This is a genomic window from Streptomyces sp. AC555_RSS877 (assembly GCF_019049245.1).
In the GTDB taxonomy this organism is placed as follows: Bacteria; Actinomycetota; Actinomycetes; order Streptomycetales; family Streptomycetaceae; genus Streptomyces.
Genome location: NZ_JAGMUK010000002.1, coordinates 1 through 13517 on the forward strand (window position 1 = coordinate 1; position 13517 = coordinate 13517).

General features: G+C 72.7%; 12 protein-coding genes and 1 pseudogene. 6 read left to right on the plus strand and 7 right to left on the minus strand.

What is annotated here, in order from left to right; all coding sequences use genetic code 11:
• From KUM49_RS01625 to KUM49_RS01640, 4 genes and pseudogenes are all read right to left on the minus strand, one after another.
• Positions 1-203 (minus strand): annotated as a pseudogene (locus tag KUM49_RS01625) (sugar ABC transporter permease); the annotation flags it as partial.
• Positions 200-1513, minus strand: coding sequence for an ABC transporter substrate-binding protein (locus tag KUM49_RS01630; protein ID WP_217234825.1), 1314 nt, complete (start codon positions 1511-1513; stop codon positions 200-202). The gene KUM49_RS01630 and the pseudogene KUM49_RS01625, both read right to left, overlap by 4 nt.
• Positions 1514-1716: 203 nt before the next feature.
• Complete coding sequence (locus KUM49_RS01635) at positions 1717-3129, minus strand: HAMP domain-containing sensor histidine kinase (protein WP_217234826.1); 1413 nt, start codon at positions 3127-3129, stop codon at positions 1717-1719.
• The gene (locus KUM49_RS01640; RefSeq protein WP_217234827.1) at positions 3126-3830 is read right to left on the minus strand and encodes a response regulator transcription factor; all 705 of its coding nucleotides are present in this window, start codon (positions 3828-3830) and stop codon (positions 3126-3128) included. The genes KUM49_RS01635 and KUM49_RS01640 overlap by 4 nt, the downstream gene beginning before the upstream one ends.
• Positions 3831-3952: 122 nt before the next feature.
• Between KUM49_RS01640 and KUM49_RS01645 the strand changes: the two genes are divergently transcribed.
• Positions 3953-4468 carry a hypothetical protein gene (locus KUM49_RS01645; protein ID WP_217234828.1) on the plus strand — a complete coding sequence of 172 codons (516 nt, stop codon included), beginning with the start codon at positions 3953-3955 and terminating at the stop codon, positions 4466-4468.
• A gap of 6 nt (positions 4469-4474) precedes the next feature.
• Here KUM49_RS01645 and KUM49_RS01650 read toward each other — a convergent pair whose 3' ends face one another.
• A complete protein-coding gene (locus KUM49_RS01650) occupies positions 4475-5335 on the minus strand; it encodes a spermidine synthase (protein WP_217234829.1) in 861 nt (286 codons plus the stop codon).
• Positions 5336-5388: 53 nt separating this feature from the next.
• Entirely contained in the window at positions 5389-5820 is a 432-nt protein-coding gene (locus tag KUM49_RS01655) for a hypothetical protein (protein WP_374200121.1), read from the minus strand.
• A gap of 282 nt (positions 5821-6102) precedes the next feature.
• On the opposite strand from KUM49_RS01655, the gene KUM49_RS01660 reads away from it, so the two are divergent.
• Positions 6103-7545: a hypothetical protein gene (locus tag KUM49_RS01660; protein WP_217234831.1), complete on the plus strand. Its 1443-nt coding sequence runs from the start codon at positions 6103-6105 to the stop codon at positions 7543-7545.
• Between the two features lie 231 nt (positions 7546-7776).
• Here KUM49_RS01660 and KUM49_RS01665 read toward each other — a convergent pair whose 3' ends face one another.
• Positions 7777-8373 carry a histidine phosphatase family protein gene (locus KUM49_RS01665; protein WP_217234832.1) on the minus strand — a complete coding sequence of 199 codons (597 nt, stop codon included), beginning with the start codon at positions 8371-8373 and terminating at the stop codon, positions 7777-7779.
• A 195-nt stretch (positions 8374-8568) separates the two neighbouring features.
• Between KUM49_RS01665 and KUM49_RS01670 the strand changes: the two genes are divergently transcribed.
• The 4 genes from KUM49_RS01670 to KUM49_RS01685 are packed head-to-tail and all read left to right on the plus strand — an operon-like array spanning position 8569 to position 13508.
• The gene (locus KUM49_RS01670) at positions 8569-9522 is read left to right on the plus strand and encodes a phosphatase PAP2 family protein (protein WP_217234833.1); all 954 of its coding nucleotides are present in this window, start codon (positions 8569-8571) and stop codon (positions 9520-9522) included.
• Positions 9473-10600 (plus strand): hypothetical protein, encoded by a 1128-nt coding sequence (locus KUM49_RS01675; RefSeq protein ID WP_217234834.1) that lies wholly within the window; start codon positions 9473-9475, stop codon positions 10598-10600. The genes KUM49_RS01670 and KUM49_RS01675 overlap by 50 nt, the downstream gene beginning before the upstream one ends.
• Positions 10591-12180 carry a hypothetical protein gene (locus tag KUM49_RS01680; RefSeq protein WP_217234835.1) on the plus strand — a complete coding sequence of 530 codons (1590 nt, stop codon included), beginning with the start codon at positions 10591-10593 and terminating at the stop codon, positions 12178-12180. Before KUM49_RS01675 ends, KUM49_RS01680 begins: the two co-directional genes overlap by 10 nt.
• Complete coding sequence (locus KUM49_RS01685) at positions 12177-13508, plus strand: AAA domain-containing protein (protein ID WP_217234836.1); 1332 nt, start codon at positions 12177-12179, stop codon at positions 13506-13508. The genes KUM49_RS01680 and KUM49_RS01685 overlap by 4 nt, the downstream gene beginning before the upstream one ends.
• The last annotated feature ends 9 nt before the right edge of the window (positions 13509-13517 follow it).

Sequence of the window (13517 nt, forward strand, 5' to 3'; positions counted from 1 at the left end):
AACGCGATCGAGGCGAAGGCCGTCACCCACACGAGGGCGACGTGCAGGAGGGTGGGCAGGCCCGCCATCAGCGCCAGGATGAACCGGTCCCGGCGGGTGAGCAGGCGGCGGTGCCCGTTGGGCACCTTCTTCTTGGCTGGGGCGGCTCCCGCAGGCGGCACGGCGGCCGCCTCCGGGATCTCCTCGGTGGTTTCGGTTGTCATGACGAGGCGAAGATCGTCTTCTTCTGGCGCTCGATCGAGGACAGCAGACTGTCGACGCCCTTGGGGTCACGGACGAACTTCTGCAGCGAGGGCTGCATCACCGTCGAGGTGAAGTCCGGGCGGCTGTCGCGGTCCATGAACTGGGTGAGGCTCTTGGCCCCGGCGATCATGTCGTACGCCTTCTTCTGAAGGGGGGTGTACGCGGAGGTGTCGGCCTTGGTGGAGGCGGCGACGACGCTCGGGTCGGCCTTGAGGTAGGCCTCCTCGGCCTCCGGGGTGCCCAGGAACTCCATGAGCTTGACGCCCTCGGCCTTGTTCTTCGGGCTCTTGCTCATCATGAAGCCGTCGGTCGGCGCCTCGACGGTGTCCTGACCGTACGCCGGGTCGATCTCCGGGAAGGCGAAGAAGTCGAGGTCCTCGAGGTCGGCCGGGTTGGTGAACTGCTGGCCCACGAAGGTGCCCAGCAGGTACATGCCGGCCTTCTTGGACACCAGGGTCTGGGCGGCGTCCTGCCAGGTGCGGCCGACGGCGCCGTCCTGGTGGTACGGGAGGATCTCGGCCCACAGGTCGAAGACGGACTTCACCTTGGCGTCGGTCCAGGAGGCCTTGCCCGCCATCAGGTCGACGTGGAAGTCGTAGCCGTTCTTGCGGAAGTTGATCTGGTCGAAGGTGCCGAGCGCGGGCCAGGCGTCCTTGTCGCCGAAGGCGATCGGGACCAGCTTGTCCTTCTGCATCTGCTTGCACAGCGCGACGAAGTCGTCCCACGTGGTGGGGACCTCGTAGCCGTACTGCTTGAAGACGCTCTTCCGGTAGAACAGCGCCCAGGGGTACGTGTACAGCGGCACGAAGTAGAACTTGCCGTCCTCGCCCTTGCTGAGCTTCTGCATCGCCTCGGGGAAGTTGCCCGCGATCGTCTTCCACACGTCGTCGATCGGGGTGGCCAGACCCTTGGCCGCGAAGAACTGCATCCGGTAGCCGGCGAACCAGGTGAACACGTCGTCCGGCGTGCCCTGCAGGTAGGAGTTGATCTGCTCCTGGAAGGTGTTCGAGTCCTTGGTGTTCACGTCGACCGTGATGCCGGTCTTCTTCTTGTACGCCGCGTAGACGTCGGCGAACGCCTTCTTCGGCACCGCGTCGGACGCCTTGGACCCGAGGGTGACCGTCTTCGGGTCGGAGGACGTGCCGCTGCCGCCGCAGGCACTCAGCAGGGGTATCCCGGCGCCGAGCAGGGCCGCACCGCCGACGCCGCGCAGCAGGGTGCGGCGGCTGGGAGAGGGGAGGGAGAGACCGGAGGAAGAGAGGTCGGGCATGAACGGCTCCTGACGGGAGGGTCGGTCATGGTCGTCGGAGATCCGATCGCAATCGACCAGAAATCAACTTGACCAAACACGTTTGCGCAATGACAGCCGTATGTCAGGTCATACGTCAATAGCTTTCGGGCCGTTTTGTCGAAACGTAATCGACACGAGCCCTTCCGCCCGGATGGGAACGTTCACGGAGGGCTGGGGGACCCTCAGGGAAGGGGTCGGGTCCGGTTGCCGAAGGGGGAAACCTGTCGGCCGGGCCGCCGCCGTCGTACGGAGCCCCGGTGCCCCCGCCTCAGCGGTGGCCGCTCGCGCCCGTCCAGTTGGATCCAGATCCGCACCTCGGTCCCGCCGAGCACCGACGACCCGATCCGCACGTCCCCGCCCGTCTCCTCCGCGAGCCGCCGCACGATGTCGAGCCCCAGCCCGGTCGACCCGGCGCTTCCCGAACCCCGGCCGCGCGCCATCGCCGCCTCGGGGTCGGCTATGCCCGGCCCCGCGTCGGACACCAGCACGATCACCGCGTCCTCGCCGTTGTGCAGGTCCACCGCGAAGGCGGTGCCCACCGGGGTGTGCCGGAAGACGTTGCCGAGCAGGGCGTCCAGGGCGGCGGCCAGGTCCGTGCGGGCCACGGGTATCCGCACCGGCCGGTCGGCCCCGGCCACTCGCCACTTGCGGCCCTCGTCCTCCGCGAGCGCCGACCAGAACGCCATCCGCTCGCGCACCACCTCCGCCGCGTCGCACCCGGCGCCGGGCCCGGCCGCCGCGGTCTGCGGCTTGGCGTCCCGGGCGGTACGGATGATCGTGTCGACCTCGCGCTCCAGCTGAGCGACCGCGGCCCGGGTCTGCTCGGCGGCCGGTCCGTCCCCGAGCGAGGCCGCGTTCAGCCGCAGCACCGTCAGCGGTGTGCGCAGCCGGTGGGACAGGTCGGCCGCCAGCTCCCGCTCGTTCGCGAGGAGTTGTACGACCTGGTCGGCCATGGAGTTGAACGCGACCGCCGCCAGCCGCAGTTCGGTCGGCCCCTCCTCGGGCACCCTCGCGCCCAGCTTCCCCTCCCCCAGTTCGTGCGCGCCCTCGACCAGGCGCTGCGCGGGCCGCACCATCCGCACGCCCAGCCGGTCGGCGACGGCGACCGAGCCGACGACCAGCGCGGCACCGACGCCGGCGAGCACCGCCCAGGCGGTGGCCACGCCATTGCTGACCTCGGACTCCGGGACGTACACCTCGACGACCGCGATCTCGCCGGAGCTCAGCGCGACCGGCTGGAGCAGCGCGGAGCCGCCGGACACCTCGCTGGTGGAGGCGCGGCCCAGCTTCCGCACGGTCGCGATGTCCCCGTCGGCGGCGCGCCGGCGCCCGAGGTCCACGGCCGCGGCGCCGTCGGACGCCGGTATGTGCACGGCCAGGCCCGCGTCCGCCCCGGCCGAGGCGACGACCCGCTCCAGCTGGTCGCGGTCGGTGGTGATGGACAGGGCGGGGGCGACGGCCGCGGCCTGCCGTTCGGCGTTGGAGAAGGCACGGTCCCGGGCCATCTCCCTGATGACGAGTCCGAGGGGGACGGCGAAGGCGACCACGACCATGGCGGTGACCGCCAGCGACACCTTGACCAGTGCCCACCTCATCGCGCCGGCTCCGGTCCCGGTGGCTCCAGCTTCACGCCGACGCCCCGCAGTGTGTGCAGATAGCGCGGGCTGGCCGCCGTCTCGCCCAGCTTGCGCCGCAGCCAGGACAGATGGACGTCGATGGTCTGGTCCTCGCCGTAGGACTGCTGCCAGACCTCGGTGAGCAGTTCCCTGCGCGGGACGACGACACCGGGCCGTCCGGCCAGGAAGGCGAGCAGGTCGAACTCGCGCCGGGTCAGGTCCAGTCGTACGCCGTCCAACTCGGCCTGGCGGCGCAGCGGGTCGACGGTCAGCCCGCCGACGCGCAGCACGCTCTCCGGCGGGGCGTCCCCGGCCGCGGTGCGGGAGCGCCGTAGGACGGCGGCCATGCGTGCCGACAGGTGCTCGACCGAGAACGGCTTGGTCAGGTAGTCGTCCGCCCCCGCGTTCAGCAGCCGGACGATCTCCGTCTCGTCGTCCCGGGCGGTGGCGATGATCACAGGGACGTCGGTGATGCCCCGCAGCATCTTCAGGGCCTCTGAGCCGTCCAGATCGGGCAGACCGAGGTCAAGGATGACCACGTCGAAACGGCAATGGGCGACCTCGCGCAACGCCTCCAGCGCGGTGCCGACGCTGCGCACCGTGTGGGCGGCGTCGGTCAGATGCCGGATGAGCGCCGAGCGTACGAACTGGTCGTCCTCGACCACGAGAACACTTGCCATGCGCGGCACCGTACGCCATGCGGCACAGGCCCATCCGGTGCCTGTGGACAACTTCCCGCCTGTGGAGAACAGGGCGGGGAGCGGGCGACACCGGTGGGACGCGTGAGGCAGGATGGCCCGCGATGCGCAGAGGACTCTTGCTCGTACTGGCCTGGACGCTCGCCACGGGCGCGGCGGCCACGCTGTCGTGGTGGGGCGTCCACACGGTGATGGCGGGCACGGCCTACGACCCGCCGCGCGCCCTGCCCGTCACTGCGGCCGACGCGACCACGCAGGAGTCGAAACCGCTGGCGTCGTCGACGAACCGGCCGGCCCCGTCCCCCTCGGCACGCCCCTCCCGCGAGCCGTCCCCGACCCACACGCGGACCCCCTCGAAGACACCGACGACGAACCCGAACCCGTCCCCCACCGCGTCCGGTCAGGTCAGGAGCTACGACACCGACGGCGGCCGTGCGGTCTTCGACCTCGGCAGGACCTCCGCGACCCTGGTGTCGGCGACTCCCGGCACCGGCTGGTCGATGCAGGTGTGGAAGACCGAGTCGTGGATCCGGGTGGAGTTCTCCTCGGGCGCGGACCGGGTGTCGGTGTTCTGCACCTGGCACGACGGGCCGCCGCGGGTGGAGATCGGGACCTACTGAGTCACCTCATCGGAACACCGCTGCCGGCGGCGCCGGGGAGGCCACCGCGGCCGCGTCGGCCACCGGTACGGCCCCGCCCGTGAAGTCGGTCAGCGACCTGCCGTGTTCGACACGGCCGGGGTGCGGGTCGGAGGCCGCGCGGCGGGTGAGTTCGGCGACGGGGAGCGGGTGGTCGCAGGCGACGAGGACCGCGTTGCCGAAGCGCTTGCCCCGCAGGACGGTCGGGTCGGCGACCAGGGCTAGCTCCTGGAAACGGGCCGCCGCGGTGGCGATCTGGCCGCGCAGGTGGGCCAGCGGCGGCCCGTCGGCGAGGTTGGCGGCGTAGCAGCCGCCCGGCTTCAGCGCCCGGCGGACCTCGTCGAGGAACTCGGTGGAGGTGAGGTGGGCCGGGGTGCGGGCCCCGCTGAACACGTCGGCGATGACGAGATCGGCCCATCCGTCGGGCACCTTGGCGAGTCCTTCGCGGGCGTCGACGGAACGCACCCGGATCCGGGCCCCCGTCTCCAACGGCAGCTCCCGGCGGACCAGTTGGACGAGGGCCGCGTCGCGCTCGACGACCTGCTGGGTGGAGCGGGGCCGGGTTGCGGCGACGTAACGGGCGAGGGTGAACGCGCCGCCGCCGAGGTGCACGGCGTGCACGGGCTTGCCGGGCGGGGCGGCCAGGTCGATGACGTGCCCGAGCCGCCGCTGGTACTCGAAGGACAGGTAGCCGGGATCGTCGAGGTCGACGTGCGACTGCGGCGCCCCGTCGACGAGCAGCGTCCAGGCCCGCGCCCGGTCCCGGTCGGGTATGAGTTCGGCGAGCCCGCCGTCGACGGTCTCGACGACGGCGGCGCTTTCCCGACGGGCGTTCCTGGACTTTCCCATTGCGCCATTATCAGGCGCCGCTGGGCGCTCGGCTCAGCGAGCCCGTGCCGGCGTCACCGGCAGTTGTCCGCCGCCTCGATCAGCCGAGCCGCCTCCCCCAGCGCCGCCCGCAGCACCGTGGGATCCGTCGCGAGGTCCGCCTCCCCCGGCGGCAGCAGCCAGTCCGAGCCCTCCACCGGCGGCTCGGGGCTCAGCCGCAGCCCCCGCCCGTCCGTCTCCGTACAGGTACTGCCCGGCACGTCCCACCCGGCCGCGGTCCCCGGCGGCACCACGAACCCCAGCGTGCCGCAGTCGTCGTCGTGCAGGACGGGCCCGACCGCCTCGTCGCCCGCCCCGCGCCGCAGGATGTCGACCGCCTCGAGCCCGTGCCGCGTCGGCACCGTGACGACGTCGCACGCGGCGTCCGGACACGCGGTCGGCGCACTGAACGAATGGGACGCACAAGGATCGGCGCTGTGTCTGGTCTCCATGCCGGCCTCCACCACGGAACCCCTCCTCCAACGAACGGGTCGGGAGTCGGGCGGCTCCCGGTCCGCAGGGTTCAACGCGGCCAGGTGTCAACGGCTACGGCAGAAGTCCGCCGCAAAGGATGGCAGTTCATGGCAGATCTCGGATGAGATATCCGGTTTGTGGCCAAACACCGCGTGCCGGGTCCGACACAGCGGGTACGTTCTTGCCCGCCGGAAACGGGGTGTCACACGGACAACTCGCCGTGAACCCACCACGGTTCCGGCATGGTTCGACGGTTCGCACGAGAGGACCCGGCCATGGCGTCGTCAATGGTGACCCCGTCCCCGTCCCCCCTACCACCGCAGCCGAACCTCGCGTTCCGGCAGTTGCGCGGCCAGCGCTCGCCGGCCGAGTTCGCCTCGGCGGTACGGCGGGCCGCCCGCGAGATCGGCGAGCGGGTCAGCTGCGACGCGCGCTATGTCGGCCGGGTCGAGGCGGGTGAGATCCGCTGTCCCAACTACGCGTACGAACGGGTGTTCCTGCACATGTTCCCCGGCCGCACGCTCACCGACCTCGGGTTCGCGCCCCGCTCGTCCGTACGCGGACGCCGGGCGCACGCCCCCGAGGACGCGGCCCCGTCCCTCGCGACGATGCCGGTGCACACCGCCGGTGAGACGCCGGGAACGTACGAGCCGTATGAAACGCAGGACCTGTACGAGACGCACGACAACGACGAGGAGAGCGACGTGCTGCGTCGCGCATTCATGACCAGCGGGGGCGCCACGATGGCCGTCGCCTCGCTGGGCCCCTTCACACTCGCCTTCGACGCCTCGGCCGCGGAACGGCCCGTCCGGCGCGTCGGGACGAGCGAGGCGGGCGCCCTCGAAGAGGCCGTCCGCAGGATCCGGCTGCTCGACGACCGGCACGGCGCGGACGGCCTCTACCGTCGCGCGGCCGCTCCGCTGCGCGCCGCCTACGCCCTGCTCGACGCCAACGCGACCCGGCAGACGACCGCCGAACGACTCCACTCGGGCGCCGGTGAACTGGCCATCTCGGTCGGCTGGCTGGCCCACGACTCGGGCCGCTTCGACGACGCCCGCTCGCACTACGCGGAGGCGCTCGCCACCGCCCGGGTGACCGGCGATCCTGGCCTTGAGGCGCACGCCTTCTGCAACACGGCGTTCCTCGCGCGCGACGCGGGCCGGCCGCGCGAGGCGGTGCGCTCCGCGCAGGCCGCGCAGCGCGTCGGGCGCCCGCTGGGTTCCGCCCGCCTGATGTCGCTGCTCGCGCTGCGCGAGGCGGGCGGCTGGGCCGGGCTCGCCGACCGCACCGGCTGCGAGCAGGCGCTCGCCCGCGCGCAGGTCCTCTTCGAGCGAGGCCGCTCGGACGCCGACCCCGAGTGGATGAGCTTCTACGGGGAGGCCGAACTGGAGGGGCTGGAGGCGCAGTGCTGGTCGACACTCGGCGACTGGCGGCGCGCGGCCCGGCACGCGCGCCGTGCGGCGCAGCTCCAGGATCCTCACTTCACCCGGAACATCGCCCTGTACACGGCGGAACTGGCCGACGACCTCGCGCGCGGAGGATGTCCCGACGAGGCCGCGGCGGCCGGGATGCGGGTGCTGGACCTGCTGGGCGAGGTCCAGTCGTCCAGGATCCAGACGATGCTCGCGGCCACGGCGAGGGTGCTGCTGCCGCACCGGCGGGCGTCGGGCGTGTCGACGTTCCTGGAACGCCACGCGAGCCTGCCGCGCACGGTCTAGCCGCGGCCCGTCGCGCCGAAGGGGCGCGCCCCCCGCACCGAACAGGCGCGGCACCCTGCCGGCGCCGGCGCGAGCTCCCGGCCGGCCGGATCGCCCAGATCGTCCCGGCGAGTCCTCCGCCATCAACGGCGGCTTTCCGACATGGGGGCGGCCACGACGTCTCCGCCTCCACCGTGCGGCCGGCGCCGCCGAGCGGCAGCCCGCCCGTCGGTACCAGCACCGCGCGCCGTGCTACGCCGTGAGGTGGCCCACATCGTTCCAGCTCTCGATCGCCGGTTCCCCATAGGCCCAGCCGAGGACCGAGAGGGACGTCGGGTTGAGCCTGATCCGCGCCGCGAAGTCGATCGGCAGTCCCAGCCACCTCGCACCGATGGACCGGAGTATGTGCCCGTGCGCGAAGACCAGCACGTCCCGGTCCTCCGCCCGCGCCCAGGCCACCACCTCGTCCGCCCGGGCCGTCACCTCGGCGAGCGTTTCGCCTTCTGGCACGCCGTCGCGCCAGATGAGCCAGCCGGGCCGGATGTCCTGGATCTCCTGCGGGGTCATCCCCTCGTAGGAGCCGTAGTGCCACTCCATGAGCGTGTCCCAGGAGCTCGCGCGCTCGCCGAAGCCGGCAAGTTCGCATGTCTCACGCGCGCGTGCCAGCGGGCTGGTACGCACCTCCGCCCCGGCCAGACCGTCGAGCGGCGCCCGGTGCAGGCGCTCGCCGAGCAGTTTGGCGCCGCGCCGTCCCTCTTCGAGGAGAGGTACGTCGGTCCTGCCGGTGTGCTTGCCGGACAGCGACCATTCCGTCTGTCCGTGCCGGGCCAGCAGGATGCGCGGTGCCATGAAGAGACCCTTCCGGGAGAAATGAGAGGCGAGGCACCTCCATCATGGCGCACGCTGTCCCGGGGCAACCTGGCGGGCGATCTCAGCGTCTTTGAGGGCCGGGGGCGTGCCACGAGGGTGCGCACACGCACCGTAAAGTGGCCCGACCGGATACAGACCACCGGACGCGCGTGAGACGAAGGGGGAGGCGATCGGATGCCGCAGACCGAGACACCGGGCACCGAGGCGGCCCCGCTCATCCGGTTGCGCTGGTGGACCGAGCTGCCGCTGATCGTGCTGGTGTACGCCTGCTACTCCGCCGGCCGACTCCTCGCCCGGGGCGACGTCACGAGTGCCGTCGACCACGGTCTGGCGATCCTGCGGGTCGAGAAGGTCCTGCGCATCAACGCGGAACACCCGCTCAACCGGCTCTTCACGAGCGAGGCGTGGATCGGCGTCCCGGCCGACTTCTGGTACGCGTCGCTGCACTATCTGGTCACGCCCGCGATCCTGGTCTGGCTGTTCCGGTCCCGCGCCGTGCACTACCGGCTGGCCCGCACCTGGCTGATGACGTCCACCTTCATCGGTCTGATCGGCTTCACCCTGCTGCCGACCTGTCCGCCCCGGCTGCTCTCGTCGGGCCACGGCTTCGTCGACACGATGGCCCAGTACAGCTCGTACGGCTGGTGGGGCGGCGAGGCGAGCGCCCCACGGGGCCTCGGCGGAATGACCAACCAGTACGCGGCCATGCCGAGCCTGCACGTGGGCTGGGCGCTGTGGTGCGGTGTGATGCTGTGGAAGTACGGCGGGACACGTACCGCGAAGACCGCCGCGATCGTCTATCCGCTGGTGACCACGATCGTGGTGATGGGCACCGCGAACCACTACTTCCTCGACGCGGTCGCGGGGGCCGCGGTGATGGGGGCCGGGCTGCTGCTCGCGCCGGTCGTCACGCGGTACGCGCAGCGGGTCACGGCGCCGATGCGGGTCCGGTTCACGGGTGTCGCGGCAAGCTCTCCCGGCGCACCTGCCTCGATTGTCAGTGACGGATGCCAGACTTCCGCGGGTGAGCACATTCCACGGCAGCGCGATTCACAGTTCGCAGGCGGAGCCGAACCGAGTGCCTCTCCCGCGGACGCGGGAGACGGGGCTCCGGCAGCGGCTCGCTGAGCTGCGCGGTCCCGAGGTACCGGCCAAGGCACTGGACGCGCGCGCCCTGGCCGCCCTCGCCGCCAACCCCGGCTGCAAGCGGCGGGCGATCCTCGACGGCGCCGGGGTGGACAAGGCGGCGCTCGCGGACGCGCTGGGCTCCCCCTCCGCCTTCGGCCAGTCGCAGTTCGCCCTGACGCGGGGCAACGCGTTCGAGGCGCGGGTCAAGGCGGACGGCGGCGCGGAGCTGCTGCGTCTGGTGCACGAGAGGCTGGACCGCAAGGCCGAGCCGCCGTCGAACGCCGAGGTGCCCGACCTCACCGCGATCGGCCCCGAGGGACGCACCGCCCGTACGGCCCTCGCCCTGCGCGACGCCACCGCGAGCGGCGGCTGGACGCTGCTCGACCACCCGATGCTGGCGCTCGACGTGGCCGGTTCGCCCGCCTTCCTGGAGCCGGACGCGGTGGTGGTGCACCCGGACGGCAGCTGGACGGTCGTCGAGATCAAGTCCTTTCCGATGCTGGACGGTTCGGCGGACCCGGCCAAGGTGGGCGCCGCCGCCCGCCAGGCCGCGGTGTACGTCCTGGCGCTGGAGGAAGAGGCCGCCCGCCTGACCCCACCGCCGCGCGTGCGTCACCACGTCCTGCTGGTCTGCCCGAAGGACTTCTCCAACCTCGCCACCGCGTCCGCCGTGGACATCCGCAAACAGCGCGCGGTGACCTCCCGCCAGCTGGCCCGCCTCACCCGCGTCCAGGACATCGCCGACGCCCTGCCCGAGGGCACCTGCTTCTCCCCCGAGCTGCCCGCCGACGAGCTGACGACCGCGGTCGAGGCGGTCCCGGCGACGTACGCGCCCGAGTGCCTGTCCGCGTGCGAGCTGGCCTTCCACTGCCGGGACCGCTCCCGCGCGGACGGCGCGGTGACGTCGCTCGGCCGCTCGGTGCGCGCCGAACTCGGCGGTCTGACAACGGTCGAGGACGTCCTGGCGGCGGCCCGCGGGGAGGCCGGGGATCCGGACGATCCGGCGGTGGCGGCGCTCAGGAGGGCGGCCGAGCTGAGGGCACAGGCCCTCGGCCGGGGAGTGGCCGCATGTCGCTGATCTCCACCCTCGCCCGCCTCGAAGCCGTCAGCACGGGCCGCGCCCAGCCGGTCGCCACCGTCCGGCACCGGCGTCTTTCCGAGCATCCCCTCGTCTTCGTGCCGCTCACCACCGCCGGTGAGGCCGGCGCCCCGCTCGGCGCGCTGGTGGGCACCGACCGGGACACCCCGCACCTGCTGGTCGTACCGCAGCCGCGCGACCGCGACCTCAGGTTCGCGTTCCTGGCGGAGCTCGCCGACGTCGTCCTGCCGTACCTCGACACGTATGCCGGTTCCGTGGAGGCCGCCGAGCGCACCGAGACCGACCCGGAGACCGGCAAGCGGGTCAAGGTCGAGGTCGAGCTGTGCACGGACGCCCCGCAGCTGATCGTGCCGAGCCGCGCGGGCATCGAGTTCGTACGGCTCCTCGGCCGCTCGATGCGTTTTCGGCGTACGGCGGAACAGGACCCGGAGACGCCGTACCCCGCGCCGCCCCGGCTGCCGTTGCTCGGCCGCTGGCTGACCCACTTCGCGGAGCGCGCCCGCGTGCCAGGCTCCTCGCTGCTGCTGGCCATGACCGACGTCCTGGCCCGGCACTGGGCGACCGGCCAGTCCACCCTGGAGGACCAGCACCTGGGCGCGCTGCTCGCCTGGATCGACCCGCCGGAGGGGAAGTCCGGCGCCGAGGCCGCCCTGTGGGCCGAGCTGCGGCGGGACGCGCAGGGCCAGCTGCTGTGGCCGCCGGCCGGCCCGGCCACCGACCCGGCGTTCGACAACAAGCTCCTGGCCCCCGCCATCGAGCGATACGACCGCGCCCGGACCGCACTCGGGACCGCCGAGGACGGGCTGGAGGCGGACGACCGGCTGGGCGCGCTCACCGCCGCCGAGCGGGAACTCCGCGACCTGGTGGCGAGCCGAACGCGGCCGACCTGGGACGCGGTGTGGCGCGGCCTGGACCTGCTGCGGGCCCTGCCCGAGGGCGGGCGCGTCGAGGAGCGGTGGACCCGCGACCGCTGGTCGTTCACCGGCCACCGCGACCGCGTCCTGTCCGGCGAGCCCCCGCAGCCGCGCCGCGACGACGCGGTCACCGCCGCGAACAAGCTCGCCGCGCGCGAGCGCGAACAGGCCCGTCTGGAGGCGCAGGAAGCCCTGGACGACCCGCTGGTCATGGCCGGACGGCGGCTGGCCGGTGAGGCGTTCGCGGGTGAGGTCACGGACGTCGTCATGACGTACAGCGAGGGCAAGCGGCCGAGCCCGCGCCCCCTGGTGACCGTACGGACGGACGACCGGCCGCATCTCGGGGAGCGGGTGAAGGTGTACCGCTCGCTGGGCGGGAAGCCGCAGGCGGCCGAGTTCGTGGGCCGGGAAGCGGAAGATCTGCTCGTGGTGCGGATCGTCGACAAGATGGGCCGCGGCAAGGAGCCCGAGACCGGTTCCGTGCCCGAGAAGGGCGACCTGGTCTGCTTCACCCTCTTCGAGCACGAGCAGCGGGGCGGAGCGAAACTGCCCGACCCGGAGGACACCCCGTGGACGCACGGCGGACCACCGGGTGAGCCGACGACACCGGCTCCCGACCCCCTGACCGCGGAGGATCTCCTGTGACCGCGTTCGATCCCGGCCTCGAGGCGTCCCGTGCCACCGAGGCGATCCTCCACGACACCCTGCACGGCTCGGCGCGCGGTGTCGTCGTGGACTCCCCGCCCGGCGCCGGCAAGTCCACGCTCGTCGTCCGCGCGGCGCTGGAACTGGCCGAGGCCGGTCGCCCCCTGATGGTGGTGGCGCAGACCAACGCCCAGGTCGACGACCTGGTGCTGAGGCTCGCGGAGAAGAACCCCGGCCTGCCGGTGGGACGCTTGCACAGCAGCGACGCCGACCCGTACGACAAGGCGCTCGACGACCTGCCGAACGTCCGGAAGTCGGCGAAGGCGGGCGACCTCACCGGGCTGGCCGTCGTCATCTCCACGGCCGCCAAGTGGGGACACGTCAAGGTCGACGAACCGTGGCGGCACGCCATCGTCGACGAGGCCTACCAGATGCGCTCGGACGCGCTGCTCGCCGTGGCCGGGCTCTTCGAGCGGGCCCTGTTCGTGGGCGACCCTGGCCAGCTGGACCCGTTCGCGATCGTCGGCAGCGAGCAGTGGGCGGGCCTGTCCTACGACCCGTCGGGCTCCGCCGTGACCACCCTGCTCGCGCACAACCCCGAGCTGCCGCAGCACCGCCTGCCGGTGTCCTGGCGGCTCCCGGCCTCGGCCGCGCCCCTGGTCTCCGACGCCTTCTACCCGTACACGCCCTTCCGCAGCGGCACCGGCCACGACGACCGCCGCCTCACCCTCGCGGTCCCGTCGGACGGCTCCGGCCCCGACCGGGTGATCGACGAGGCGGCCGAGTCCGGCTGGGGCCTGCTGGAGCTGCCCGCGCGGCACACCCCGCGCACGGACCCCGAGGCGGTGCGGGCCGTGGCGGCGGTCGTACGACGGCTGCTCGACCGGGGCGGCGCCGCCACCTCGGAGCGCTCCCCCGACCCCACACCCCTCACCGCCGACCGGATCGCCGTCGGCACGGCCCACCGCGACCAGGCGGCGGCGGTCCGCGCCGCGCTGGCCGAGCTGGGCGTCCAGGACGTCACCGTCGACACCGCGAACCGCCTCCAGGGCCGCGAGTACGACGTCACGGTCGTCCTCCACCCGCTCTCCGGCCGCCCCGACGCCACCGCGTTCCACCTGGAGACGGGCCGCCTGTGCGTCCTCACCTCCCGGCACAGACACGCGTGCATCGTGGTGTGCCGAGCCGGCGTGACCGACCTGCTCGACGACTACCCGTCGACGGAACCGGTCCAGCTGGGAACGCTCGTGAAGTTCCCGGACGGCTGGGAGGCCAACCACGCGGTGCTGGCACACCTGTCGGAGCACAAGGTGGCCTGGCGGCCATGACCGGCCCGT

What these genes read in the sequence shown, in the direction of transcription:
- KUM49_RS01645 (WP_217234828.1), top strand. Translation starts at nt 3,953, where the DNA reads ATGCGCAGAGGACTCTTGCTCGTACTGGCCTGGACGCTCGCCACGGGC.
- KUM49_RS01630 (WP_217234825.1), bottom strand. Translation starts at nt 1,513, where the DNA reads ATGCCCGACCTCTCTTCCTCCGGTCTCTCCCTCCCCTCTCCCAGCCGC.
- KUM49_RS01660 (WP_217234831.1), top strand. Translation starts at nt 6,103, where the DNA reads ATGGCGTCGTCAATGGTGACCCCGTCCCCGTCCCCCCTACCACCGCAG.
- KUM49_RS01635 (WP_217234826.1), bottom strand. Translation starts at nt 3,129, where the DNA reads ATGAGGTGGGCACTGGTCAAGGTGTCGCTGGCGGTCACCGCCATGGTC.
- KUM49_RS01680 (WP_217234835.1), top strand. Translation starts at nt 10,591, where the DNA reads ATGTCGCTGATCTCCACCCTCGCCCGCCTCGAAGCCGTCAGCACGGGC.
- KUM49_RS01670 (WP_217234833.1), top strand. Translation starts at nt 8,569, where the DNA reads ATGCCGCAGACCGAGACACCGGGCACCGAGGCGGCCCCGCTCATCCGG.
- KUM49_RS01665 (WP_217234832.1), bottom strand. Translation starts at nt 8,373, where the DNA reads ATGGCACCGCGCATCCTGCTGGCCCGGCACGGACAGACGGAATGGTCG.
- KUM49_RS01640 (WP_217234827.1), bottom strand. Translation starts at nt 3,830, where the DNA reads ATGGCAAGTGTTCTCGTGGTCGAGGACGACCAGTTCGTACGCTCGGCG.
- KUM49_RS01650 (WP_217234829.1), bottom strand. Translation starts at nt 5,335, where the DNA reads ATGGGAAAGTCCAGGAACGCCCGTCGGGAAAGCGCCGCCGTCGTCGAG.